The 24161-nt window shown below is 40.8% G+C and carries 19 protein-coding genes and 1 pseudogene; 18 read left to right on the top strand and 2 right to left on the bottom strand.

The genetic code is table 11. The features are described from left to right. Window positions 1-14: 14 nt before the first annotated feature. Window positions 15-1151, bottom strand: coding sequence for a restriction endonuclease PLD domain-containing protein (locus M0651_RS18865; protein WP_248553278.1), 1137 nt, complete (start codon window positions 1149-1151; stop codon window positions 15-17). A gap of 280 nt (window positions 1152-1431) precedes the next feature. Here M0651_RS18865 and M0651_RS18870 point away from each other — a divergent pair, with 280 nt between their 5' ends. Beyond that, window positions 1432-1881, top strand: coding sequence for a very short patch repair endonuclease (locus tag M0651_RS18870; RefSeq protein ID WP_248553298.1), 450 nt, complete (start codon window positions 1432-1434; stop codon window positions 1879-1881). Between the two features lie 504 nt (window positions 1882-2385). Beyond that, entirely contained in the window at window positions 2386-3810 is a 1425-nt protein-coding gene (locus M0651_RS18875; RefSeq protein ID WP_248553279.1) for a hypothetical protein, read from the top strand. A 305-nt stretch (window positions 3811-4115) separates the two neighbouring features. Here the strand turns inward: M0651_RS18875 and M0651_RS18880 are convergent, their stop codons facing one another. After that, window positions 4116-4481, bottom strand: coding sequence for a helix-turn-helix domain-containing protein (locus tag M0651_RS18880; RefSeq protein WP_248553280.1), 366 nt, complete (start codon window positions 4479-4481; stop codon window positions 4116-4118). Window positions 4482-4614: 133 nt separating this feature from the next. On the opposite strand from M0651_RS18880, the gene M0651_RS18885 reads away from it, so the two are divergent. The 16 genes and pseudogenes from M0651_RS18885 to M0651_RS18960 all read left to right on the top strand — a co-directional run bounded on the left by M0651_RS18885 (window position 4615) and on the right by M0651_RS18960 (window position 23886). Next, window positions 4615-5025: a hypothetical protein gene (locus tag M0651_RS18885; protein WP_248553281.1), complete on the top strand. Its 411-nt coding sequence runs from the start codon at window positions 4615-4617 to the stop codon at window positions 5023-5025. Further along, window positions 5009-5518 (top strand): DUF6042 family protein, encoded by a 510-nt coding sequence (locus M0651_RS18890; protein ID WP_248553282.1) that lies wholly within the window; start codon window positions 5009-5011, stop codon window positions 5516-5518. The genes M0651_RS18885 and M0651_RS18890 overlap by 17 nt, the downstream gene beginning before the upstream one ends. A gap of 88 nt (window positions 5519-5606) precedes the next feature. Further along, the gene (locus M0651_RS18895) at window positions 5607-5999 is read left to right on the top strand and encodes a hypothetical protein (protein ID WP_248553283.1); all 393 of its coding nucleotides are present in this window, start codon (window positions 5607-5609) and stop codon (window positions 5997-5999) included. A 23-nt stretch (window positions 6000-6022) separates the two neighbouring features. After that, window positions 6023-6205, top strand: a complete 183-nt coding sequence (locus tag M0651_RS18900) for a hypothetical protein (RefSeq protein ID WP_248553284.1) — start codon at window positions 6023-6025, stop codon at window positions 6203-6205. Window positions 6206-6422: 217 nt separating this feature from the next. Continuing rightward, on the top strand, window positions 6423-7748 hold the full coding sequence (locus M0651_RS18905; protein WP_248553285.1) for a site-specific integrase: 1326 nt from the start codon (window positions 6423-6425) through the stop codon (window positions 7746-7748). Further along, window positions 7738-9822 carry a hypothetical protein gene (locus M0651_RS18910; protein WP_248553286.1) on the top strand — a complete coding sequence of 695 codons (2085 nt, stop codon included), beginning with the start codon at window positions 7738-7740 and terminating at the stop codon, window positions 9820-9822. The genes M0651_RS18905 and M0651_RS18910 overlap by 11 nt, the downstream gene beginning before the upstream one ends. Window positions 9823-9827: 5 nt before the next feature. Beyond that, window positions 9828-11468, top strand: coding sequence for a hypothetical protein (locus M0651_RS18915; protein ID WP_248553287.1), 1641 nt, complete (start codon window positions 9828-9830; stop codon window positions 11466-11468). Next, complete coding sequence (locus M0651_RS18920) at window positions 11458-12222, top strand: hypothetical protein (protein ID WP_248553288.1); 765 nt, start codon at window positions 11458-11460, stop codon at window positions 12220-12222. Before M0651_RS18915 ends, M0651_RS18920 begins: the two co-directional genes overlap by 11 nt. A 9-nt stretch (window positions 12223-12231) precedes the next feature. Continuing rightward, window positions 12232-13293, top strand: coding sequence for a zinc-ribbon domain-containing protein (locus M0651_RS18925; protein WP_248553289.1), 1062 nt, complete (start codon window positions 12232-12234; stop codon window positions 13291-13293). Window positions 13294-13549: 256 nt separating this feature from the next. Then, entirely contained in the window at window positions 13550-13765 is a 216-nt protein-coding gene (locus tag M0651_RS18930) for a hypothetical protein (RefSeq protein WP_248553290.1), read from the top strand. A 270-nt stretch (window positions 13766-14035) separates the two neighbouring features. Then, window positions 14036-16240, top strand: a complete 2205-nt coding sequence (locus M0651_RS18935; protein ID WP_248553291.1) for a hypothetical protein — start codon at window positions 14036-14038, stop codon at window positions 16238-16240. A 395-nt stretch (window positions 16241-16635) separates the two neighbouring features. Further along, on the top strand, window positions 16636-17904 hold the full coding sequence (locus tag M0651_RS18940) for a HEPN domain-containing protein (RefSeq protein WP_248553292.1): 1269 nt from the start codon (window positions 16636-16638) through the stop codon (window positions 17902-17904). A 230-nt stretch (window positions 17905-18134) separates the two neighbouring features. Continuing rightward, window positions 18135-19160: pseudogene (gene ligA / locus M0651_RS18945) on the top strand (NAD-dependent DNA ligase LigA); the annotation flags it as partial. A gap of 192 nt (window positions 19161-19352) precedes the next feature. Then, window positions 19353-20714, top strand: coding sequence for a radical SAM/SPASM domain-containing protein (locus M0651_RS18950; RefSeq protein WP_248553293.1), 1362 nt, complete (start codon window positions 19353-19355; stop codon window positions 20712-20714). Between the two features lie 287 nt (window positions 20715-21001). After that, on the top strand, window positions 21002-22510 hold the full coding sequence (locus tag M0651_RS18955; RefSeq protein ID WP_248553294.1) for an ABC transporter substrate-binding protein: 1509 nt from the start codon (window positions 21002-21004) through the stop codon (window positions 22508-22510). A gap of 182 nt (window positions 22511-22692) precedes the next feature. Next, the gene (locus tag M0651_RS18960) at window positions 22693-23886 is read left to right on the top strand and encodes an MFS transporter (RefSeq protein ID WP_248553295.1); all 1194 of its coding nucleotides are present in this window, start codon (window positions 22693-22695) and stop codon (window positions 23884-23886) included. Window positions 23887-24161: the final 275 nt, after the last annotated feature.

Here is a 24161-nt window from a genome sequence, read left to right on the forward strand (position 1 = left end):
TCAATCATTCAAAGCTATTGTTTCAAACGTAAAATCCACACATCAAGCTCAGAGCCGTCTTCGTCCAAAGCCTTTTGGTCTGTTTTGGAAAGTACAAGGGTATCGCAGCCGTATGTTTTCAACATTTCTTTCGTAATCATTCCCTTTCGGTCTATATCAGCTTGGGTATCGTTAACAGGTGTTACAAGTCCCGCGGCCGCAAGTCTACCTTTAATCCAACGGCCAAGAATCAGTTCATCACCAACGGCGCTGAACTGTTTATTGCCGTCACTTGTGGTATGAGCCTTAAACCAATAGCCATCATCGGTAACAACAAAAAAAATTTTATTTTTTTCAGGGTATCCTTCGGAGCGAGTAATCTCTTTACTTACGGTCAGCTGGATCTCATACCAATCACGGGATTTTCTCTTGCTTCGTGGTGCTGCATAACAGACGTTAATATTTGATTTCGTATAATGTTTACCATCATCAAAATGCCGTTCGTCATAAGCCGGGACTTTTAAAGGCAACACAAATGAAATTTCTGTTTTATGTTTTTCATAAAGCTGTACACCAGTTTGAGGGATTTGTGTTACTCTATCGATGCCGCTAAGTGATGTATTAACTTCTCTAATTAGTGGCATACCTTCTATACAGGCAATGTTAGAAGAGCAATTCTGTTCTCCAAGCTTTTTAATAAACTCGGCGATTTCTCTGCACTCGGCAGAATCGACAGTAATCGATGAGATTTCATATTGTCGGCGATTACTGGCCTCCATTTTGATTGCTCCTAAATTTGCGGAACCAATGATCGCGGAAAAAGGTTGACCTTCATGATAAAAGCAGTATAATTTGCCGTGATACTTAAATGCTTTTACAATCCTAATTTCCCCAATTCCGGCCTCTTTCCATTTCCTGTTCAGTTCAAGCGCAGCATTATATGATCCTTCTGGCATTCCTTCTATGAAGTACATGCCAATAGTAAGAGATATACTCGATATATTGTGTTTTCCAACTAGGAAGTCAAGTTCTTCTAATGCGGCACGTGACACATATCCAACCGCAATTTCCACACGATCTGATTTTGCAATTTCCTCATTAAAACAGCCAATAAATGTTTCTTGATCTTCGGGTACACCAAGGGGCAGTATATTAGAATATAACAGTTTCATTCGAGTACTCCTTTGCGCTTGCTATGATTTTTCATATTTCCGTTACGTCAACTAAATCGCAATTCAAAACGACATAATATACGAAGCAGGACATCGGTTCTATATTTGTATCTCATTGTCGTTTATTTGGGTTAATCATTATCTTAGTAGTTGGATTCGACAATCAGGGTCGAAAGTCCTTGTAGGCAAGGGGAGATTCTCAACACTTGGTTCTGCATTCTAATGCAAATTCTATACTTGATGGCAAAAACGATATTATTTTGGGGGATTTTAAGTGGATATGTTTTCAAAAGAACAACGTTCAAAAAATATGAGGGCAATACGTTCTACGGGGTCTACATTGGAAAGCAAGGTTACAAAGGAATTATGGAATAGAGGGTTCAGATTCAGAAAAAACGTTAGAAAGCTCATGGGTAACCCTGATATCGCTATCCAAAAGTATAAAATAGTTATTTTTATTGATTCTTGTTTTTGGCATTCATGTCCAGTGCACGGAAATAAGCCTGCTTCAAATGAAGAATACTGGGGAAAAAAACTTCAGAGGAATGTCGACAGGGATAATGAAGTTAACCAATACTATTCAAAATTGGGGTGGACGGTATTGCGGATCTGGGAACACGAAGTGAAAAAAGACTTTGAGGGTACTATGGTGAAAATAACAAATTCCATCAAACAGTCTAGTCGTTCAAGTGTTGTGACTAAAGGTGGGAAAAAATTCCCTCAGTTATGAAAGCGTATAAGACTAAAATCGATAGTTCCTTTAGGCAGGTGAAAGTCGCTGTTAAACCCAAGGTACCTGTCTTTTTCAAAGAGGAGAGTACTATTACAACACACAACAATATACTTATAATGCTACCCTTCAGAACAAATAAGTCTGAAGGGTTTAGCGTTTTTAGACCCGAATATAGACGGGAATTTGACTAAAGCAACGCAGTATAGGGAAGGGAAAACGCTCGATTTGTCGAAATAGTACTTTAAGTTTAAGTCTAAATATTCACAATGGGTAGATGCGAATCGGGTGAAAAAATACACAGACGAGGAAATAAGAAGCATATCCAAAATAACTTGCAAGACTGTAGCTGATTACCTTGGCATCGCACCCATGGCTGTAAGCATAGGCATGAGAAACGACCGCCTGCAGTAGGGTTTGCAATTCATAATGAGGATCGTTACTCCGATAGACCTGAAATGTGTTTATGAAAAGTCCTTTGAAATTGAGAAGGAGGTCGTCATGATGGCCGAGGAACAACCTCAAATCCTGTCTCGCGAGCAGCTTTATTTCGAGGTGTGGGAGATGTCGCTTGCTGGCGTGGCCAGGAAGTACAGTGTATCGTACGGCTTAATATATAAGCTTTGCAAAGAGGTTAATGTCCCCATACCCCCTTCAGGATATTGGACGAAGCTAAATTTCGGAAAGTCGGTATCGAAAACACCTCTTCCAGACTCCTCTATAAATGAAGTTGCTATTCCTCGTGCGAAAGCGCAACGGATAAAAGAGCAGAAACTTGATAAGGGTATGACAAGCATTTCGGGTGCAAAATTTGAGGCCGCGCAACAGAATGAAGAAGCGATAGACAATACTGATGTCGGTCTTGATGATGTCTTAAAAGCAGGATTGGATACTGGCGCATTGCCACTATCGAAATTAAGTAAAACTGAAAAATATATCGACAATCGAAAATATTTTGAAGCTGTTCGCAATCGTTTTTTAAATAAGTTGGCATTTCTCGTCGAGATTGAAAGGAACAAGGTTTTTGATATAGCGAACCGGATACAGATTCCGCATGAAAAGGCCAAGCTGCACCCCAAAATTGCTGCACATAAGAATGATGTCTGTGAATGGAACAAGAACGAAAAAAAAGAAATTGGCGCTCAAAGAAGCCTTCAGAACTACAGTTCGTATAAGTCCAGTCCTCCATTTCTAGCAGGCGTGATTTCGAAAGAGGCACTTCCGCGTGTATACCGAATCCTTGGGGTACTTATTCATGCTATAGAACAGTTGGGAGGCTCAGTGACGGATTCTCTCACATTTATTGTTCGGAATGAGTCGGTATCCCTAGAGATATATGAAATGCAGGATAAAGTCGATCATGTTATAACAAAGTCAGAAGAAAATCAGCTCCGTAAATATGAGGAAGATAAAAAACGGTACTCCTGGGCTTCGAAACCGAATTTACGCAAATATGATTATGTGTTTAATGGGCAGCTGTGCATCAATATAAATCATACTCAAAATAAAAGATTTCGTGATACCAAATCTTCCATTGTGGAAGACCAATTAGGAATTCTTCTGATCGAGATGTATGAAACATCTGAAAATATTCGAATAGAGCGAGAAGCGCGCGAAGAAGAGCGTCGTAAACGCGAAGAAGCAGAGAGATTGAGAGAAGAACGCCGAGAACGTTATATGATTGAGGTCGAGCGCACAGTTGCGTTAACAAATTTGGCTCAGGATTACGCGATGGCGTGTAAGATCAGGGCATATGTTTCAGCTTTGGAATCGTCCCGTACTTTGACAGGGGAAAATATACATTGGATCGATTGGGCAAAGAGGAAAGCCGACTGGTATGATCCGATAATAGCTAGAGAAGATGATTTTCTTGGAAAACGCCAACACGAGAAAGGAAAAGACTTGAAAACTGAACATTCGTGGTGGTAATAGCTTTTCAGGAATTCTCAAAAACATTGTTTTCTCTGAACATTTCACCAAGGTCACCTCAAGGTCACCTCAAGGTCACCTCAAGGTCACCTCAAGGTCACCTCAAGGTCACTTCAAGGTCACCCTAAGGTCACCCAAAGGTCACCTCAAAGACCTAGACCAATTTATAGGATTTTGGTAACCGGTGGGTGAGTATATGGACGATCAAAAAGCACTATATTATTCTATAGTGATTTAAGAGAAGCGAATTCCACTTCCAAAGGGAAGAGGAATCGCTCTTTTTTTTTTGATGGATAAAAAAATAACTATTCAAGTTTAGAAGAGACATCAATTGATTTGAAAATCTCCCTTGTTATCTTATGGATCATCTTCACGTCTTCGCTTTTTTTCTCGATTAGAAATTGGTAGTGGACTTCAAGGATAGTTCTGGTCTCAAATTCCTGGGAGTCTGGGTTGATTTCTCGAAAATCAAAAAGATCCCCTGGCTTTATGTTAAGAGCGTCCATGATTTTTTCCAATGAATCAATGGATAGATTTCTTTTTCCAAGTTCAACTTCGGTCAGATATGAAGTTTGCTGTCCCGTTATTTGACTTAATTGAAGTAAGGTCAGATTTTTTTTATTACGTATGCTACGTATTTTTTCGCCGATCAGTTTTTTTAAATCAGACATCGATTATAGCCCCCCTGCTTATCCTAAGGGTAAGTGTTTTAATCTAAAAAATATATAACGATATAAGTGATAAATATTGTTAATGTCACTTAAAAGTGATATTATTCTGTTAATATAACCAGGGGGGAGTAAAATGATTCCAAAAGTCAGATCAGTGGAAACACTGATTCTAACGAATCAATCGTCTGTACAATTTGCAGTTCGATTTCGGAAAATTATATTTCACAAAGACGCTCAATTCTTGATCATTCAGCGGGAAGAAGAACAACACGTGATAAAAATTAAAAGTTGTAACGGCAGAGTAAAACTAATTGTACCAACTAAGGAAGAGTACGCTGAATTAATTGGTTTTCTACCCGAAGGATATGCAGAGACTTTGTCGGACCCTAACTTTGCAGAAGAATTCTGGGTTGTGGGGATAAGCTTCAACAAAGCAGAAAATAATGACGAATATTCTTCTGAATTTAGGATTTCAGACCAGAAGCCAATTGATATTCTTCCTTATATTATCCAGACGGGGGCTGAACATGTGTTCTTTTCATAATGATGCTTTGAATTTTATAACTAATGGCAGGGTTACTGTAAGGGGGCTTTCGCAATTAGGGCTTATCCCTAAAGGGCAGTGTGTGATTCCTAACCAGTTTTACGAGGGAGGCTGGGGGAGATGGCTTCCTATGCCGAATATTACGTTATTACCCTACTTTAGTGTTTCTGTAGCAAGCGGATTTAACTGGGCAGAAACAGTCGGCTTTATGGAGAAAAGGGTCAAACCGAACACGTTTATTGACCTAGGTAATAATGGGGTAGATAAAAGGAATCATGAGGATGATGAGGTTCAGTCTTTATACGAGAGGGAGACTGAAATTGAGCAAAAATTACAGATCAATGGACTTCTGTATCCGAAATCGATAGTTGACGTTATTGATCTATATGTGGCTTTGGGATTGGCGTTCAAAACCGAGGATCAGCAGGGAAAGTGGTGTCTAGATATGATTATACGTCCACTTTGTAAAATTGATGAGGTGCTAATCAATTAGCACAAGATGAAATGATGGACTGTCTTCCTGCGTGAGGGCGGTCCATTTCTATATCTGAAGTATTTCCAATGCCTGGAGGAGTGATAAAATGACATTATTGAATGACACAGAAAAAGTGCAATTGTTGATCGGTTTGTTTGACAACCATATGGCAAAACTTCCGAACGAGAGCTCATTTAGAAACTACATCGAATTAATTCAAAGCTTCTTAAAAACCGGTGATTTAATTCTTCAGAAAGCGGCAATTTCTAATAGTATTCTGTTTTTTGAAAACTTAGAACAATGTAATCCCGAAATTGACTCTATAATTAGCTGTTTTGAAAGGTACTTGGAAGAGCTGAAAGCCGAACTGCAAGGGGATCTGCAAAATGAATTCTTGAAAGGGAAAATCAAAGGAATTAAGCATGCATTAGTGATCGCTAGAATGATGAGACATGGCCGTGGGTACCAAGGTGAAGGAGTAAATATAATAATTGATTGATGCTGGAGGGGGAAGATGATCAGATGAAAATAACTCATACCCAAGCAATTGGTTATTTAATTGCAGCAGTCGAAAAAGTTCAATTCCCGGAGGCAATGGATGCTGCATACGTCGTCCTAACATTTGAAGAGCTACTTAACGAACTAAGCAGCGAAGAAGCTGAAAAGATCTATAGGGAAGTGTGGCTAACGCATAATCAGGAATAATTAAGGGGTCCTAATTATGGGAAGGATGACTAGCCAGCGAACGGTGTATAAACATTATGCTTAAAGGTCATTGCTGAACTGCAACAATTGGGTTATTTTAACGGTAGGGCAAAGGAAGTTTTTCTTCGTCACTACAAATACATGAAACGAATCGTCGAGCTAGAACCTAGGAGGTTCTGCTTTGATCCCTGTATTCAGAGGGAGGAAAGTGATTTATATGATGAAAAATATCCAAGTATCAGACCATTTGATGTTTGCTCCGTATCAATACAATTGGATAGAAGAAGACGGAACAAAACATGAATGGTCCTTAATTTCAATACGACTAAATAGAACAATGATTCGATTGACCGATTATCATAAGTATGTTGGTGCGGTTAATGGGTCTAAATACGCTTATTATATTGATAACGATTCTGTCAGAAGAGTATGCAATTTTCTTACATATGCTCTTTTTAAACATTATGGCAGATATAAAGCAAAAAGGATTATAGATATACCGTTTCAATCTGCTGTGGACTATTTGAATGAATATTCTAAGACGAAAAATTCCATGGGGGATTACCCAAGTAGACAATCTGTTGAAAAAGAGAGATATGCTATTTGTCATTTCATGAAGAATCTAAAAGAAAAAAGATCTGAATATGATGAGCATTATTATGTTAAGAAGGTTTTAGTAGAATCAACTAGTGCAAATAAATTGGTAGGTAAAAAGAGAAGCAGAGCTGTTTGGGAATATGAGATACCGGCTACATATTTAGGGAATTCGAGTAAAGGTTTAGTAAGGGATATTCCACAGAAAGGGATACCTATCCTTCTAAGAGCAGTAAAACGAGAAGAGCCAGAGTTGGTATTAGCCGTTTTGCTTCAGCTTTGTGCAGGCATTAGAGAAGGTGAAATAGTAAATATTCGTAGAGCGAATAGTATTTACCCTAATGGAATCCGCTATGTAAAAGAAAATGGAAAATTCACAAGTTTTGAAATCGATTTAACTAAGGAATACGTATTAAGAAGTGACGGAAAGAAAACTGGTAAAATTAAAATTAAACGCAAACAAACTGTCTATCCAATTTTCCTTGAAGTAATACAGGAAGCATATGAAGAGCACTTGAAAATGATAAATGAAAAATACTTAGAGCCAGAAGCTCCGTTGTTTGTTAATAGTAGCGTAAATGCAAAAAATGGGAAAAGAATGGCTATTTCTAAACAGTCATACTGTAAAAAGATTGTTAATATTATGCGAGAAAATGTTCTTCCTGAATTACTTAGATCCGACGATATTGAGCTAAAAGTGTTTGGTATGATACTTAATGAGAGCAATTGGGGGTTACATGCATTTAGGCATTGGTTTACAGTACAGCTTGTATTGAACGGTGAAGATATAAACGGAATTGCTTTCTGGCGTGGTGATTCTTCTCTTGAAACGGCATTTGCATATTTACAAAATAAAGGGGAAATAATGCGTCTTTACGAAAAAGCAAGTGAAGAGGTTGGAAATGATATTATAAACGCTATTAATAAGGAAGACTTTTATGGATTATAAAATGATTGATGAAACTGAATGTATTTCAATAAATATGTCATCGGAACATTTTGATATTTCTGCAGAAACATTGAAGCGTAATATGAAGGCAATGGGAATCAGTATTATCAAGTATCAGAATGTGACTTATATGTCTAAAGTGGAGTTTGAAGAAGCCGACAGATTAGATAAATCAATGATTGGCTTAAAGGATGTTATAGCAGAATGTATCAGCGAAAATGAAGACATTACGGTTGATTTTACAAGTAGAGAGAGCCACGCGAAATACAGTGAACTTCATTCGTTTTTTACAGGGTTGAATTATTTCGGGATTAAAGTAAGACACAGACTAATATCAAAACCATATAATCCAATAGTAGTTTATATAAATATGGACGATAAAGAACAATTCAAAAGCAAAATAGTTTTAAAACTAAAATTATATAATAAAACAAAAGATGAGAAATTGAGAATTCTTCTAGAAGATGATTTCTTTAGTAGTAATCATAAAACTAAGACAGCGTTGATCAAACTTGCGAAGAATAGCCCGTCCGATATGGGGAACGGCATTAATGAACTAGCCAATTTTTTAAGATTAACCTGTAAAAAAGAATTAAGTCTATTTAATGATGATGAAATCACTACATATATGGAGTTTGCAGCAGATAATATTACAAAGAATGCCAATATACTATTCTCAAATCTTATTTTTAATATTAGCCAAACGGAATCGTGTTCATTCTCCATCATTAACCAGTTCGATGGACATGTAGGTGCAATTAAAAGAGATAATAGTGCTTATGATGATGCTGTATATTTAAAATTAGCATACATGGTTTTTAACGAAGGATATTGGAAAGAAAAGGACATGTTGATTAAAGCAGCAGATAGTAAACCTCTAGCAACAACGTGGTTATATCATGCAATGCATTATGCTTGCGCTTGGCGTTCGGCGGATATTGTAAATAACATTCCTCATATAACATTAAGTGTTGAGCCGAAAGAAATAATTAGAATGGTCAAAGAGCATGATTATAGTGAAGCATCTTGGATTCCATATGTTAATGAGTTAGTAGTAAGGGTTGGGTTTGAAAGTAAAAAACCACGAAAATCAAAAAGGCATCAGAACTCACCTAATTTAAAGATGTATATCCCTGAAGGCTTAAGATCGACAATTGGCATGCTTCTAGCATTATGCGAAGCTCATTCGATATTGGAGGGAAAAGGGAGCCCCATATGCCGGCACCCTAATAATGTCAAGTATGCCGTTGAATTGTTTGGAATAGATTATACTAGTATATTTGCCGGAAGATTAATATCAAATAGAAAAGCTAATAAGGCATATATGGAAAGAATCATGGAAAGCGGTGACAAAAATAATAACAATGGTTATTTGCTAGCTTCCTATGCCAGAAGCCATAAGGGAGGCTTAGGGTCATTACCAGAAGTAACATCTAAATATCTCAAAGCAAAGATGGACGGGTATTCTGTTGACGATATTACGAGAATTCTTTTTGAACGAGGTGTTTGTAGTTTTGTCCCTTATTTACTTTGCAGTGCTTTGTATAATAATGAATTTGAAAAAAAGCATATAGACAAACAAACAGAAACCATAAAAGAGCTTGGGATGATACCACATGAAATAGAGTTGCTTCTGCAAACAGACGAAAAAGTCGAATTAAAAGCAAAACAGACAATATCGGAAATAATTATGTACATAAATGATGAAAATGCAACAGAGATTGTGGGAAATGCTTTGAAGGAAATTGCTGATGGTAGATGCGTAGGGAAGAATGAAGATGTATATTGCATTAGAAAGGCATTTGGAGAAGAGTGTAACATGCCTAATAGGGAACATTGCATAGGTTGTGGTTCGGAAATGTATTTAAAAACATTCCTGAGCGATCTTCATAATGAAATAAAAGTGGATAGAATAAAATTTGAAAATGCAAAAACAAAAGCGGGAAGAATAAAATGGAAGGCGATTTTGGAAAACAAGTTGTATCCTGCTGCCTATGAAGTTTTAACGTCAATGAAGTATATCTATAAACAGGATATAACAGAATATCAAAAACTTTTCTTGGGAGAGGATTAAAGGCGATGTTAGCATTAATCACTCAAAATAAAAATATTAACCGGCATAAAGTGGTTTCAACAATAGGCACTGAAGAGAAGAAAATTGCCTTGGAAAAATTTGAAATTTATCAAAAAGGCGGTGTTATACAAACCGAATTTAACGATGATGCATGGATTCTATCTGATGAAAAGGATTCGGTGATTTTAGATTTTACTTTTGATGAAGTGTATGTAAAAAAGTATATGAATCATTATTCTGTAACGGAATTCAAAGAAGTATTCAAATGCTATATTTGTTTTTGTATAGGGCAGTACGTTATAGGTACTTTGCAGGGAATGGTGTATAACATTAAAGAGTTGTTATACAATACGGAATGCTTATCGAAAATCCCTACAAAGCGCTACTTACTATTTAAAACGGGGATTCAAGATTTTATTGAATTAATGCCCTTTACCTCAGAAGATATTATCCATGAGGAAGAAAGATATAAATATAATTATGTAAAAAGAAGAGATTTAGCAGAATATCAGAGTTATTTTTTATTTGGAAGAATATTGGAAGAATACTGGAAGAGCAATGCGACTATCAATGAAAAAGTATTCTATTACCCGATTTATTTATGGTGGAATATCACCATGATACTTCCGGTACGAGTCACGGAGTTTACCTTAATACCAAAAGAATGTGTAGAGGGCAAAAATGGGGTTCAGTATCTTAAAATAAGAAGATCAAAAATGAAAGGTAACGCAAGTAGAAATAGAAATATAACTTATAAGATAGATGAAGATTATAAGATTTATGAGTATGCTGTTTCGAATGAAATAGCAGCAATGATTTTCGATTACAAAAAGCTAGTAAAAGGTTATAAAGAATCAAACATAGATTCATTGTTTGTTAATGAAATATATGTAAATGCAAATAACAAGCTTAAAGATAATGGTTTTTTTCATACAAACCATTTTTCTAGATTGTTAGATGTTTTTTATTGTGATGTTATCGAGAAACATTATAACTATAGAGTAATTCCAAAAGATAAATTAAAAGAGACAAATTTTGTTGGCGAGGCATATAAATTAAAAGTTAATGAAATAGTAAAGATTTCACTAGGTGATTCTAGACATATAGCTATGCAGAATATGCTACTTAACGGAGCCAATATTCTTATGGCAAAAGAAATTACAGGTCACGAAAATGTAGATATGATATTTCACTATTCAGGCAACATGAAAAACCTCATAAAATGTAAAGCGTACAGCTTATTTGAGTTGTCAAAAAGAAAAGAAATTATTGTTGAATCAGTAGCTGGTAACGGCAAGGATTTTATAATACGTGGAGGCGAATTAACAAACTTCGTTGAAGTTGACCAAGGGAAATGTTTTTCACCATTATTTATTCAAGGTAATATGGGAGATTGCTATAAGGTTGCGGGCAATTGCGAGATATGCAATTTTCAAGGTAATAAGAACCGAAAAGAATTGATAAAAAATCAGGAACTAAAAGTGGAAGAAAGATTGAAAAGACTTAAAAGGTGGATATCTTCTGAAAAGGAATATAGAAATACGGATGAATATGTGATTTTGAAGAATCAATTAAAGGCGAGTGTTGAAAATTTGATAAATGCGTATGTTGAAGAACTGGGGGGAGGGGACATGCATGACAAATAAAATGGGAAGACCTAAAGCTTATGCGACAGAAGAAATAAAGAACATAATTGACTCGTATTTGGCGTATACGGGAGGAACAGTTTTCTTAAACGCCTCTAAAATTGCTAAATACGCGAATGACGAACTGGACTTACCCAATTTCAAGTACTACGTTATTAACAGGGATCCAGAAGCAAAAGAATATCTAGAGGGTCTGAATGCGAGAATAACAGGCCTTTCTAATAAGAAAATACCAATTACAAAAACTGTATTTACTCAAATTGATATAAACAGTTATCTTTCTATGAAAAAGGATGATTTGAAGGTTGCATTAAATAACCTTAATGTTTTGTTGGAAGATATGTCAAATGCAAATACTGAGCTTATTAAAGAAAATCTAAAATTAAAAACTCGGGCTCAAGAAAAGGATACAGAAATAAGAAGAATGAATAAAGAAAATACAGAAAAATATACCGAATATCAAAATGCCATGGTTGCGTATAAAGAATTACTGGATGATCAAAAACAAAAGATACAGGAATTAACCATAAAAGTGAAGCAGCAAGACGATCTAACACATATCTTGTGGGATAGGGAAGCTGAAAATATATTAAAGAAAAATGGTGTCTTTGAAGATGATGGCGTTGAATTAAGTCAGGATAGGGTGATTTCAGATGCCGATGCTGACATCATAGAGGTAGTAAAAGATACCTTCCCTAAAGTTGAAGATGATAAAATAAGTTATGAGTTAATAAACAGAATTAAAAATATATAGGAGTTTAACATGAGTTCGAGGAAATATATAGTAAATGACTACCTGAATATATCCAGAGAGTATATTAAAGAGAAGAATGCAGTTCCTGTGGAAGAAATATATGTCGGTTATCCGGTTCCCGTTTGGTGGAAATGCGAAAAAGGCCATGAATGGCAAGCTTTGGTTAAAAATAGGACAATTCGTGATCATGGTTGTATCTATTGTACTGGCCAGGTACCGATAGTTGGAGAGAATGATTTTACAACCACAGACCCTCATTTGGCAAAAGAATGGCATCCTACGAAAAATGGGCATTTTACACCACAGATGACTATGCGCGGGTCTTCTAAAAAAGTATGGTGGGAATGTAACAAGGGTCATGAATGGGAAGCCGTAATATACTCAAGAGCTAGCGGAAGTGGATGTCCGTACTGTTCTGGTAGACTACCGATTAGGGGCGAAAACGACTTTGAAACTTTACATAAGGACCTAGCTTCTGAATGGCATCCTATAAAGAATGGTGAATTAAAACCTTATGAATTCAAAGAGAAGAGTAACAAAAAAGTCTGGTGGCAATGTAATGAAGGACATGAATGGAATGACAGTATATGTGAAAGGGTAAGTGATGAAAAAAAGTGTCCATTCTGTAATAACACTGCTGTAATTCCTGATAAGAATAGTTTTAAAGCATTAGAACCGGAAGCAGCAAGTTATTGGAATTATGAGGCAAATGGTGTTTTAAAGCCAGAAAACTATTTTCCACACAGCAATAAAGAGGTTAATTGGATTTGCGGGAAGCATAAATGGGAAGAAGCTATTGGTGCAATGACAAAAAGAAAAGCATGCCCTTATTGTTCTGGGGTAAGAATATCAGAAGAAGATTCAGTATTTAATAAATATCCAAAACTTTTACCCGAATATGATCATGATAAAAACGTTGGGATAAATATAAATTCTATTTCAGAAGGTTCCAGTAAAAAGATTTGGTGGAAATGCAAAAAAGGACATAGTTGGCTTGCTCCAACGGAACGAAGGGTAAAAGGTTCAAAGTGTCCATATTGCTCCGGTAAAAAGTCGATTTATTCTATATAATAATCTTGTGAATATTTCGGCGGCAGAGAGCCATTGGGTTAATCTGTGAGAGCCACCTTGTTAATTAAACAGAGCCATGATGCTAATGTTAAGAGCCACTTGAAGGTCTATTATGAACGGTCAGAATTGCGTAGCAAGTGCTTGAGTTTGTCCAAATAAGATATATCAGTATATAAAGACAAACCACTAAACTCCCTACAATGGAGTGGTTTTCTTTCGGATTCACTTGACCCTTCAGGCTATGGAAGGCTTTGTCATGTGCCAATGCATCGCCATGGGACTCCTGCAACTGATCGCTTTGCGTTATTCCGGCCGTGTTCCTGCTTATTTGCGTCAGTCTATTTTTCTCCTGTTTGCTCAAAATCCGCATTTATCCATAACAAAAATAATCCGATCCAAGCAGGAAACGTTTGATTTTGACGCTAAATCTTTGGTTCTTAAGTATGAAAACTTTTCATTGACCAGTATTTAAGAACATCTGAATACTACCATCCTAGAAAAGTTCTTGACAATTTTTAAGCTCCCCCTTTATAGTTAAAATTAACCAAATACCCCTAGCGACCAAAAACTTATAAAGGCATTCCGAGAGGAAGCCGACAAGTAGGATGCGCGATGGAAAGCTCGGTAAGGTCATTTTTATCACCAAAAATGAACCTGTTCCTTTCTGTACATTACCGCCCCTACCTATGTAGCGTGGTGGTTTTTTGGTTTAATCCAAAACAGATAGAAGGGAATGTTTCTAATGCAATTTCTTAGTACCCTCAATGAAAATCCTGCAAAAGTAAATCTTCAGCCCAGCGGAATCACCGCGCTTCTGGTGGCCCCTACCTCTTCTGGAAAGACAACTGTGACGGTTCAATTTGCTACTTACGGTGCTGCGAGAATTTTGAGACTCGCCATAGGTGATAGTAGCTCTACCATCACAGATCGTCAATTAGTTTACACCAGTGCCCTTAAAGACCATATAATTGTTAGTGTAAAACCCAAGAGTCCGTTTGTCCCACTTCCGGAATTTACGAGCCGAATCACCTCAAAGCTGGTCGAAAGACTCATTCATACCAATAAAAAACTGCGAACAATCGACGTTTCCGAAATTGAAGCCGAAGTTCAAAAGGACCTCGATCGAGCGTTTAACAAAGCAATGAATACCCATGCAGAGTATTCTCTGTTAGAAAAGGATGTCGTCGAGAATGCCGTAAATAGCTTAACGACTCCCGTCGCATCGTTTCTTAAAAAATATGGTATTGAAATTTATAATCATGCAGCCAATGGTCTTGATGTAAATGAAGCAACCAAGAACTCCAAAAAATTGAGAGAAGCGATTAAAGCAAAGCTTCTTCAATTTATACATGATAACGATGATATTCAAATGATATTAGATCAAGTGTACTCCCAGCTTAATGATTCGTTAGATAGGTACTTCCATTCGTATTTTGATCCCGAGAAAAAATCGGGAGACGGCTATTTTTTCAAAATCATTGATCTAAATGTATTACCCGCAGATCGGGAGTTTATCCAGGCATTTTTCTCTAACAACAACGTCCATAAAGGTGCTAGGCTTTCCATTGAAGTACTATGTGAGGAAATTATCATTCATGTTCCCATGAATGATAATTTAGTCGAAATGATTCTAGCGAATAAGATGGCTCGATCCAAAAATACTCTGAATCGATCCGTTTTTGAGGACTTTAACCGAGAGCATGTCAGTATTACACTACTTGATACCCAAGGAATGTTCCATGCAGCGACCGATGAAGAATTAGAGGCAGATCGCTTAAGACAAATGTTGTACAACACTCGCTATGACGCATTGATTTTCTTAACACCCATGTCTGGAAATTCTAATGATGCCAAGTTCCAAACCCTATTAACACACGAACTATCCAAGTATAAAAAGAATGTACCGGTTTTTTTTCTTTGTAATAAGGCAGATGAGTATGCAGATAAACTTCGCAAAGAAGATACAACTTCTTCAAGCGATACACTTGATGACCTTTTCGGGATTAGTGAACCGGCATCCCAATTAAGTGTTCTTAACAGGGTCTTAAATAAGGCAGAAGAGAACACACAACCCTATATCAAGGCCCTCGATGAACGCGATCAAGGTAAAGCAATTGTATTGCCAGTAATGTTCAAAGATCCCGTTCATCAACAAGATAAGGAAGATCTTTATAGGTGCGGTTCAGATTCCGTGATCAAAACCATGGTTGATACAATTGAGGAAAGTCTGCTTCAAGCTGCTACTTTCATCCAATTTAAGTATCACAATGATATGGGTTCGAGCCAACGTCCTTTCGAAGTGAATCAAAATAAATTGGTTCAGTATCTCCTTGAGAGTTGGACAAAAGTAGAGACGAACAATCAAGTAAAGAAACCAGCACTTGAGAATATCTACCATAACCTCGGACGAAGACCACAGGGTAATGGGTTTAACGCTCTCGTGGTACGCTTAAAGAGAGGCGAGGGATGGGATTCCAATATCCGGGCGGATTATTACATAAATCATGATTCTTTTCATATCCGTTTCCCAGCTAATCTCGCTAACCTTGTTTCCCCTGAGTTTCTTGCTAAACTGGTATATGAAGCGATCGATTTTCACGGTAAGTTCGAGGATAGCGATTTAACAAAGATCTTTTCACCGATTAATCATTACTTTATGTGGGGGAAAAACCGGTTTGTTTCTGATGTTCTTTACCAACAGACCTTCGCAAAAGCATGGAGCCGATATTATTCCAATACAGCTGTATTTAATGAGTTCCTTAAAGAATCGGAACAGCTTTTCCTTATCACACCTGAGCAGTTATCGATTTACGCCGATCATTTGCCTTTTGACAATCAAGAGCCTCCTGCTGGCACAGAAGTTCTTCATAAAATCGTGACAGCCCTGCAGCGGCAGCTTGAAGCTGCATTGTCATTCCTTTTCAACATGCATGTATATAAGCAATAGTGTTTCATTAAGGATCAGGTGATACTCACCTGGTCCTTTTTCTGGAATGGCAAATGCAACAAACCTCCATTTTAGTTAGTTTTGTTAGGGTTATATCATGCTTCCTGACTCACGTCCAGTTGATCGGATAGGTCGATGATCTCGCAGAAAGTCTCTGATTTGCGCATGTCCGATATTTCAGAATTATATCGTTCATACAAGGAAAATAGGCGTATGTGTAATAACCACCCACATCATTCTCCGAATATTGCAAGGATGTAGTTTTATGAGCGGTAGCTTTACAATTCAGCAGGTAGCTCGTCCGCGATGATGCCTGTTTTTAGTACGAGAATATTATATAGAAAACTTAAACTATGATAATATTGGAAAAAGTGCGGAACGAGGATGTGAATTATATGCCATTAATAGAAGAATTGATTTCGCTTTTTGAAATCAACAAGCAGAGGAAAAAGTGGGATAATTGGCTTGACGACGAAGCTACTTGGAGGTTTATCAATGCGGTTGGTTCTGATCCTTCTTTTATAAACACTATTGATTCAGAACTAGCGGCTGAGTTTTTGCCTATATTATTTAATGATTTTGAATTCCCCTCGAAAGAAAGTCTTGAGGCAAGCGAGGCGAACAGTTTTCTCCAGCTACTGAGCAAAAATATGCTGAGCAACATGTCCGATTATTGGATCGTACTTCCTTTGCTGAATGCGGAAGCTACGCAGAGCATCAAAATCAGTGATGATATTTCGATATTGGCAGGGAACCGAGAGGAAAAATTCGGGGAATTAACGCAAATTATCGGTTTAGAAATGCATGAAGCAGAATCTCGATTTGTACATACGGAAAAATCGAGGAGTCCTGATTTTTTTAAGGATCCCTTGCTTGTGATAAAAATTAATCATCAGCATAGAATTGTCCACGAAAATGCAGTCGCGATCGCATATTATGCCGTCAACTTCATCAATGTCTTGTACTGGGGCTATGTTCCTCCAACCCACAAAATAAAGAGTTTCAAACTCTTGCTCAATGGCAAACGAGAGCACGTAAATCAACATATTATGATACAAAGCGTAAATGGCTCTAATTGGGGGCATAGACCGCTTAACTTTGAATATAACTGCCATTTCAATTTGGATTGGCTCAATGATAAAGTTCATGGGAAGAGACTGTTAGATTTAATGAGTCTGATTAGTTTTGTGTACGAACAAAACGGGTTAACTGACAGATTTTTAAGAGGAATTCGATTTTTTGTGAGAGGAATTAATGTTAAAAGCGGGAATCGCTTCTTCGATGCAGAGTCGGACGCAATACTGCTTATGAATATAGCAAGTGAGTGTGTTCTTATTAAAAGCCAGGAGGAAAGAAATAAATCACGGAAAATCAAGGGTAGACTCTCTAAGCTGGGTAATATCGAAGAAGTGGACATAGAGTCTCGAAAGCGAATCATTGAGCGCATGAGCAATTTAAGGGGCAGCTATGTGCACGAGGGTCTTTATAATAATGTAAATTCATTCTTGGATGGCGAAGAGAAACTGTCTGAGCTTGAGGCATATAAGAAAATTGTGGCCAGATTCCTCTGTGGTGCGTTTGAGTTGACTGAAAAATGTCGCGCACAAGCTGCTATTGATGGTAAAGATGTGGAAGAAACTTGGTTCGAATCATTTCAGGATTGAGAAACTACTCCGGAATCAATTCGTAGGGTGAAAATAAAATCAAAGACGGAGAACGTTAGTTAAACTGGTAGACGGAGAGTCATTCTTCAATATGATGACTCTCTAACGTCATGGCTCTCACTCATTAACCCCGAAGCTCTTCCACGCCGAAATATTCACTTGCGTGTATAATACAAAGCCTTAATCTAGATGTCTCTTTAAACAAAAGTCCGGAATAGAAAATATGCTTATCGGGCAAGATTACGCCGCTGGCGAAGGTCGAAGCGGTCGAGTTAGCTGGGGTCACCGTGCAAAACTGTACGCTGAACAACATCGGCGACATTGAACGTAAGAACCTGAAGTTTGCTTTGGGCACCCGGGTGTTTATTCGCCGTTCCAACGACGTCATTCCGGAAATCCTCGGCAAAGTGCCTGACGAACCGGAAGGCGAGGAGATCGTTTATCCTGAGATTTGTCCGTCCTGCGGCACGCCGCTGGAACAACGCGGCGCCCATCTGTTCTGCAACAACCGGCTGGGTTGTAAACCGCAAATCGTCGCCCGGATTACGCATTTTGCTTCCCGGGACGCGATGGACATCGAGACGTTCAGCGAAAAAACCGCCGAGCAGCTCCACGATGAGCTAAACCTCCGCGAACCGGCCGATTTGTATACACTGACGTTCGACGATTTGATCAAGCTGGAGCGTTTTGGCGAGAAGAAGGCGAATAACTTGCTGCAGGCGATCGCGGAGAGCAAGGGACGGGATCTCGCTTCCTTCCTGTTTGCGCTGGGCATTCCGAACACCGGCAAATCGACGACCAAGGTGCTGGCCGATCATTTCGGCAGTCTGGACGCCGTGGTGGCCGCTACCGTCGAAGAACTGACATCCTTGCCGGACATCGGAGGAATCGTAGCGGATAGTATTGTCACTTTCTTCGCCGATCCGTTCTATCAGGCGGGCATCCGCAAGATGCTGGAGCAGGGTGTATCGCCAAAAGCCCCGGATAAACCGGCCGCGCCGGTAACCGACTCCTTCTTCTCCGGCAAGACGGTTGTGCTGACCGGTACGTTGCAGCAGTTGAGCCGGGACGAAGCCACCGAACGGCTTGAGGCGTTAGGCGCCAAGGTAACCGGCAGCGTATCGAAGAAGACCGATCTCGTCATCGCCGGCGAGAAGGCCGGCAGCAAACTAGCCAAAGCCCAGGAGCTCGGCATCCCGGTCATTGAAGACGAGGATGAATTAATCCGGCTGTTGAATGAGAACGAGAACAACTAAACCGATAACACTTCTTAGTTCCCCGAAGCGTGGAGCGGCTGTCCGCCTGCGCGTTTGGGGATTTTTTTCTGGGGGTGCCTGCTGAAAAAGTGACGAGGATCATGGCAAGGGGGTGGAATTTTCTCCATCATAAGTCGTTGGACCGGAAGGTCCGTATGTTTTCAATTTGACCATGAAAAGGATGGAGAACACATGAATCACGAGGCGTTACAGTGGAAGCCTTCGCGCTTTAATGCGCAGAGCGAAACGGATGACGGCGGCCTGATGCTGTATAACAGCTATACCGGTGCGATCGCAGCATGCTCGCCGGCCGAGCGGAATCAGGTCTTGGAGTGGCTGGCCCCAGCCGCGCCTGTCCCCGAGCCCGCGCCCCCGCTGTACGAATCGATGATTGAACACGGGTTTCTTGTCTCTAGCGTTACGGACGAAATGCGGCGCGCTTTGTTTCTGCATCAATCGATGCATGCCCAAGATGCGATGCATTTGGTTTTGCTGGTGACGGAGGCCTGTAATTTCCGCTGCACCTATTGTTATGAGTCGTTCCCTCGGGCTACGATGCGCGAGGAGGTGCTTCGCGGTTTGGAGACCTATATGGCCGAACGGGCCCGTACGCTGAAGCAGCTCACGATCAGCTGGCATGGCGGTGAACCGCTGTTAGTCCCGCATGTCATCGAACGATTATCCCGTTCGTTCATGGCCGCTTGCGAGGCAAGTGGTGCTGTGTACGGCGCGGAAATGTCGACGAACGGGTATTATTTAACCCGTGAGCGTTTCAAGCAGATGTTAGACCTTCACGTCGAACGGTTTATGGTGACGCTGGACGGGGAAGGCGAAACCCACAATGCCCGTCGCGGTCTGAACGGAGGCGGGGAAACCTACCAGACCATCGTAAATAATCTGCTGTCCTTGAAGCATGTGGACCGGCCGTTTGAAATCAATTTGCGCGTCAATTTCGATAACAGCAATTTGGATGCCGTATCCGGGTTCATTCCGGTACTGCGTGATTTGTTTGGTGATGATCCGCGGTTTAAGGTGTACTTCCGTCCTGTCGGGTGCATGGGCGGCGAGAACGATCTCAACTTGCCGGTTTGCGATGAGCGGACGAAGGATCGCAGCATTTGGGCTTTCAACGAGCAGGCGATCGTAGAGGGACTTACGGTGAGCTCTTTTATCTCAGATATTTTGCTGCCGACCGGCGCGGTTTGTTATGCGGCCAAACCCAATTCCTTAATCGTCGGATCGGACGGGATGCTGTATAAATGCTCGGTTGCTTTGGAGCAGGACAATAACCGCCTGGGCCGAATTTATGAGGACGGCACAATGGAGTTGGATTATGACAAGCTAGCTTTGTGGACGACTTCCGGCGAGGAGACAGACGAGAAATGCCAGGCTTGCTTCTTCCGGCCGGCCTGCCAAGGGAATCATTGCCCGCTGTACCGGATGCGGACAGGGAATCGACCTTGTTCCTATGAGAAACGCCAGATCAAAAAGACCCTGCGTACCATTTGGCTGCAAGAGCAACGGGAAGCGGAGACTTCGGCAGCCCTATCCTGACGGTTTCGCTGCATTCTTGTCCCTGTACACCCTAGGCAAGGAGGTGATAGGCATGAAGGTCATTCGTTCCGCGGCCCAACCCGCACACGTCAAGACAGGACGGGTATCTAAATCCGTTCCGGGCAATCTGAGTTAGAATGATCAAGGTTCACGTGAAAAAACCGATTCCTGCTGGCAGATCATGCCGCGGCGAATCGGTTTTTTTTACCATAATATGAAACTATCTCTCCTGCTTGGACGTTCTATTCATAGAGTCATCATTAAAAAACATTCATTTGGAGGTCGTAATGAGGAGGAACTGGTTACATAAGGGGATATTGGTTGTGCTGGCCTGTATGGTGTTTGCGGGTTGTACCAGCCGACCAGCGCAGGAGAAGGAGCAAACTTCTAGCTTAAAAGTTATGTTTTGGGATGAAAGGTATTTCTTTCAGGAGTACGGCGATTTGTTTGCCATCGGTCATCCCAACGTGAATATCGAAGTGGTTAGCACAAACAGCATCTACAATAACTCGAATGGCGAGCCGGTCGACTATGAGAAAGCTTTCTCCGAGTTCGTTGAGAAGGAGCAGCCGGATATCGTCTTATTGGACTCGTCCAATTACGATAAATTCGTGACCGATGGAAAGCTGATGGAACTGGACACCTTGATCGAGCGGGATAAGTACGATACCGAGACCATTTATCCAGCGTTGATCGAGATGCTAAAGGAAAAAGGCGGCGGCAAGCTCTACGGCCTGTCCCCGAACTTTAATGAGAGCGCCATCTTTTACAATGCGGATTTGTTTGCGAAATACGGCATTGAAGTACCGCATGATGGGATGACTTGGCAGGAGCTTCTTGACCTGGCGCGGAGGTTCCCGACGGATGGCGATAAGGATACACGCGTATATGGCTTTGGAGCGCAATACGGCATGTCGATGGAGAATCTTGCCTCCTCGATCGCATCGGCCCAAGGGTTGCAGTTCTTGAATCCGGACACGATGAAGGTGACGATTAACACGGATTCATGGAAACAAACTTATAAGCTGGCGATGGACGCGGTGGATTCCAAGGCCGTATACATCCCTGAAGGCAATGGTTTTCAAGGCGGAACAATGGAAGAATACTACAAGAGTCAACTCTTTGTGATGGGCCGGATGGCGATGGCCGTGGAGAGTCTCTATATGCTGCAAGACCTCAAGCAAGCTCAGGATTCGCTCAAAGATTATAAACCGTTTCAAATTGGCGTTGCAGCGGGGCCGGTGGATCCCGCTGATCCGCAATCCTCCCGGAACATCAACTTTAACGAGATTTTCGCGATACGGGCTAACTCGCCGAATGCGGACGCGGCATGGGAATTTATCAAGTTCATTAATGGCGAGGAATTCGCCCGGGTCAAATCGAGAACGATGAATAACGGGTTGCTGTCCCGTATGGGGATTGTTAAGGAGTATAACGGAGTTAACCTAGAGCCGTTCTATAAACTGAAGCCGAAGCTTGATCAGAATGCGAGCCTAAGCTACGAGAAAATTCCAAATGACTTCTATATGCAATACCAGCCGGTTCTTGAGCGGGAGTTGAAGCTTGCCCAGGAGAAGAAGAAATCGATAGATGAAGCGCTGCAAACCGTTCAGGACGAAGCGCAGGTTCTTCTGGACAAGGCGGTGAAGGACGAAGCGGCTAAGAAGAGCTCCGGTGAATCCGCCGATACCGGAACTAGCGGTGAATCCTCCGATGCCGGAACCGATGGTGTCATCGTTATCGAATCCGGTTCAGCGGATGACGCCGCGAATTCCACCGGGAACTCGGGCGAATAAAGAACCGACAGGTTAAACTGATTCACATGAGGGGAGATCCTTGGGTAAGAAGGGATCTCCCCTCTTTTTTGTACAGAATGCTGAAAATTTCGGCAGATTGCCATCATTGACCCCGATTGTTTAGGTGTTGGCGGGAACGTTATATCGTATAATCTTCAAAGAATACAGGATGGGAGAACAATATGCCAAAAACAAAGTGGTTACTAAATACGCTGGTCCTCATTTGCTTCATGGACTTATTTATCCAGCTGCCGGTCATGGGGCCTTTGGCGTTAAGCCTTGGGGCAGGTTCCTTTCAGATTGGGCTTGCGGTAGGAATGTATTCTCTGACGAATATGATTGGGAATATGCTGGCTGGAATTTGGATCGATCGGTTTGGGGGCAAAAAGATTCTGATCACCGGTTTGTTGATGACGGCGGGGATTCTACTCCTGTATACGGTCGTTCGGCAGCCTTCCGAGCTTATGGCGGTTCGGGTGCTGCATGGACTCTCAGGCGGGCTGTTGGTGCCAAGTGTCTTTACGATGGTATCGCGCGTGACCTCGGCCCGGAATCAAGGGCGTTCCATGGCTCAGTCCGGCGCGGCGGTGGGGGTTGCCGCCATTTTGGGGCCGGCCTTTGCCGGCATTATGAAAGCGAGTGCGGGGCTGGATTGGTTATTCGTATCAGCTTCTGCGCTGCTTTTGCTGGGTGGAGGGCTGGCGCTGTTTGGCAAGCTTCGTGAGAGCGGGGGGGCGTCCGATGACCAAGACGCTTCATCGTCTCATGCGAAACAAGTGTTTATCGACACGCTGCGCAACCCATCAGCGGCAACGGCTTATTACGGTGCGTTTGCTTTAATGTTTGCTATGGGGGCACTCACGTACAGTCTTCCCTTAAAAGCGGAAGCGTTGGGTTTACCCGATCAAGCTGCAGGTTTGATGCTCAGTGTATTCGGGGTCGTTGCCATCAGCTTGTTTGTTTTGCCTAGCAATCGCTGGTTTGATCAGGCATCGCCTCTGCGATTATGTGCTGTGGGCGGTGGGATCGTGATCTTATCCCTGTTTGCGTTATCGATGACTGATTTACAAGTGGGGATGTATGGGGTTATGGCGGTATACGGATTAGGATTTGCACTACTGTTCCCATCGTTGAATGCACTGCTTGTCAGTCAGGTCAGACCGGAGCATAAAGGGAGGGCTTTCGGCATGTTCTATGCCTTCTTCTCTTTGGGCGTTGTCGCAGGTTCATCCGGGCTTAGCGCATTTACGGGGGAATATGATTTTACGTTGCGTATCGCTTCTGGATTTCTGCTAGTGACCTGCGGAGGAGTTGGCATTTGGGTAACCTTGAAGAGAAGGCGCGAACAGAAGGCGATAAGCCCTTCTGCGAGTTGACGGCTCCAAGATTGTGACCTACCACCAAGCTGGGGAATATTTCATATTGCAAAATGATGACCGGCGTGATAAATTATTACTTGTCGCTTCGGACGACGCCTTGTAGAAAAGCCTTCAGGATTGTCGAAAAAGAAGTTGACATGATTCGACTGATTGAGTATAATAAATAACTGTTCGACAAAAACTGAATTCGATTCAGAAATTGCCGAATACGCAAGCAAGTTCTTTGAAAACTGAACAAATGGAACACGTCAATAATGAACGATTAGTTATAA

The organism is Paenibacillus mellifer (assembly GCF_023195895.1).
GTDB classification, from domain to species: Bacteria; Bacillota; Bacilli; order Paenibacillales; family Paenibacillaceae; genus Fontibacillus; species Fontibacillus mellifer.

Coding starts and splice junctions, on each gene's coding strand:
- M0651_RS18865 (WP_248553278.1), bottom strand. CDS start 1,151: ATGAAACTGTTATATTCTAATATACTGCCCCTTGGTGTACCCGAAGAT.
- M0651_RS18870 (WP_248553298.1), top strand. CDS start 1,432: ATGTTTTCAAAAGAACAACGTTCAAAAAATATGAGGGCAATACGTTCT.
- M0651_RS18875 (WP_248553279.1), top strand. CDS start 2,386: ATGGCCGAGGAACAACCTCAAATCCTGTCTCGCGAGCAGCTTTATTTC.
- M0651_RS18880 (WP_248553280.1), bottom strand. CDS start 4,481: ATGTCTGATTTAAAAAAACTGATCGGCGAAAAAATACGTAGCATACGT.
- M0651_RS18885 (WP_248553281.1), top strand. CDS start 4,615: ATGATTCCAAAAGTCAGATCAGTGGAAACACTGATTCTAACGAATCAA.
- M0651_RS18890 (WP_248553282.1), top strand. CDS start 5,009: ATGTGTTCTTTTCATAATGATGCTTTGAATTTTATAACTAATGGCAGG.
- M0651_RS18895 (WP_248553283.1), top strand. CDS start 5,607: ATGACATTATTGAATGACACAGAAAAAGTGCAATTGTTGATCGGTTTG.
- M0651_RS18900 (WP_248553284.1), top strand. CDS start 6,023: ATGAAAATAACTCATACCCAAGCAATTGGTTATTTAATTGCAGCAGTC.
- M0651_RS18905 (WP_248553285.1), top strand. CDS start 6,423: ATGATGAAAAATATCCAAGTATCAGACCATTTGATGTTTGCTCCGTAT.
- M0651_RS18910 (WP_248553286.1), top strand. CDS start 7,738: ATGGATTATAAAATGATTGATGAAACTGAATGTATTTCAATAAATATG.
- M0651_RS18915 (WP_248553287.1), top strand. CDS start 9,828: ATGTTAGCATTAATCACTCAAAATAAAAATATTAACCGGCATAAAGTG.
- M0651_RS18920 (WP_248553288.1), top strand. CDS start 11,458: ATGACAAATAAAATGGGAAGACCTAAAGCTTATGCGACAGAAGAAATA.
- M0651_RS18925 (WP_248553289.1), top strand. CDS start 12,232: ATGAGTTCGAGGAAATATATAGTAAATGACTACCTGAATATATCCAGA.
- M0651_RS18930 (WP_248553290.1), top strand. CDS start 13,550: ATGTGCCAATGCATCGCCATGGGACTCCTGCAACTGATCGCTTTGCGT.
- M0651_RS18935 (WP_248553291.1), top strand. CDS start 14,036: ATGCAATTTCTTAGTACCCTCAATGAAAATCCTGCAAAAGTAAATCTT.
- M0651_RS18940 (WP_248553292.1), top strand. CDS start 16,636: ATGCCATTAATAGAAGAATTGATTTCGCTTTTTGAAATCAACAAGCAG.
- M0651_RS18950 (WP_248553293.1), top strand. CDS start 19,353: ATGAATCACGAGGCGTTACAGTGGAAGCCTTCGCGCTTTAATGCGCAG.
- M0651_RS18955 (WP_248553294.1), top strand. CDS start 21,002: ATGAGGAGGAACTGGTTACATAAGGGGATATTGGTTGTGCTGGCCTGT.
- M0651_RS18960 (WP_248553295.1), top strand. CDS start 22,693: ATGCCAAAAACAAAGTGGTTACTAAATACGCTGGTCCTCATTTGCTTC.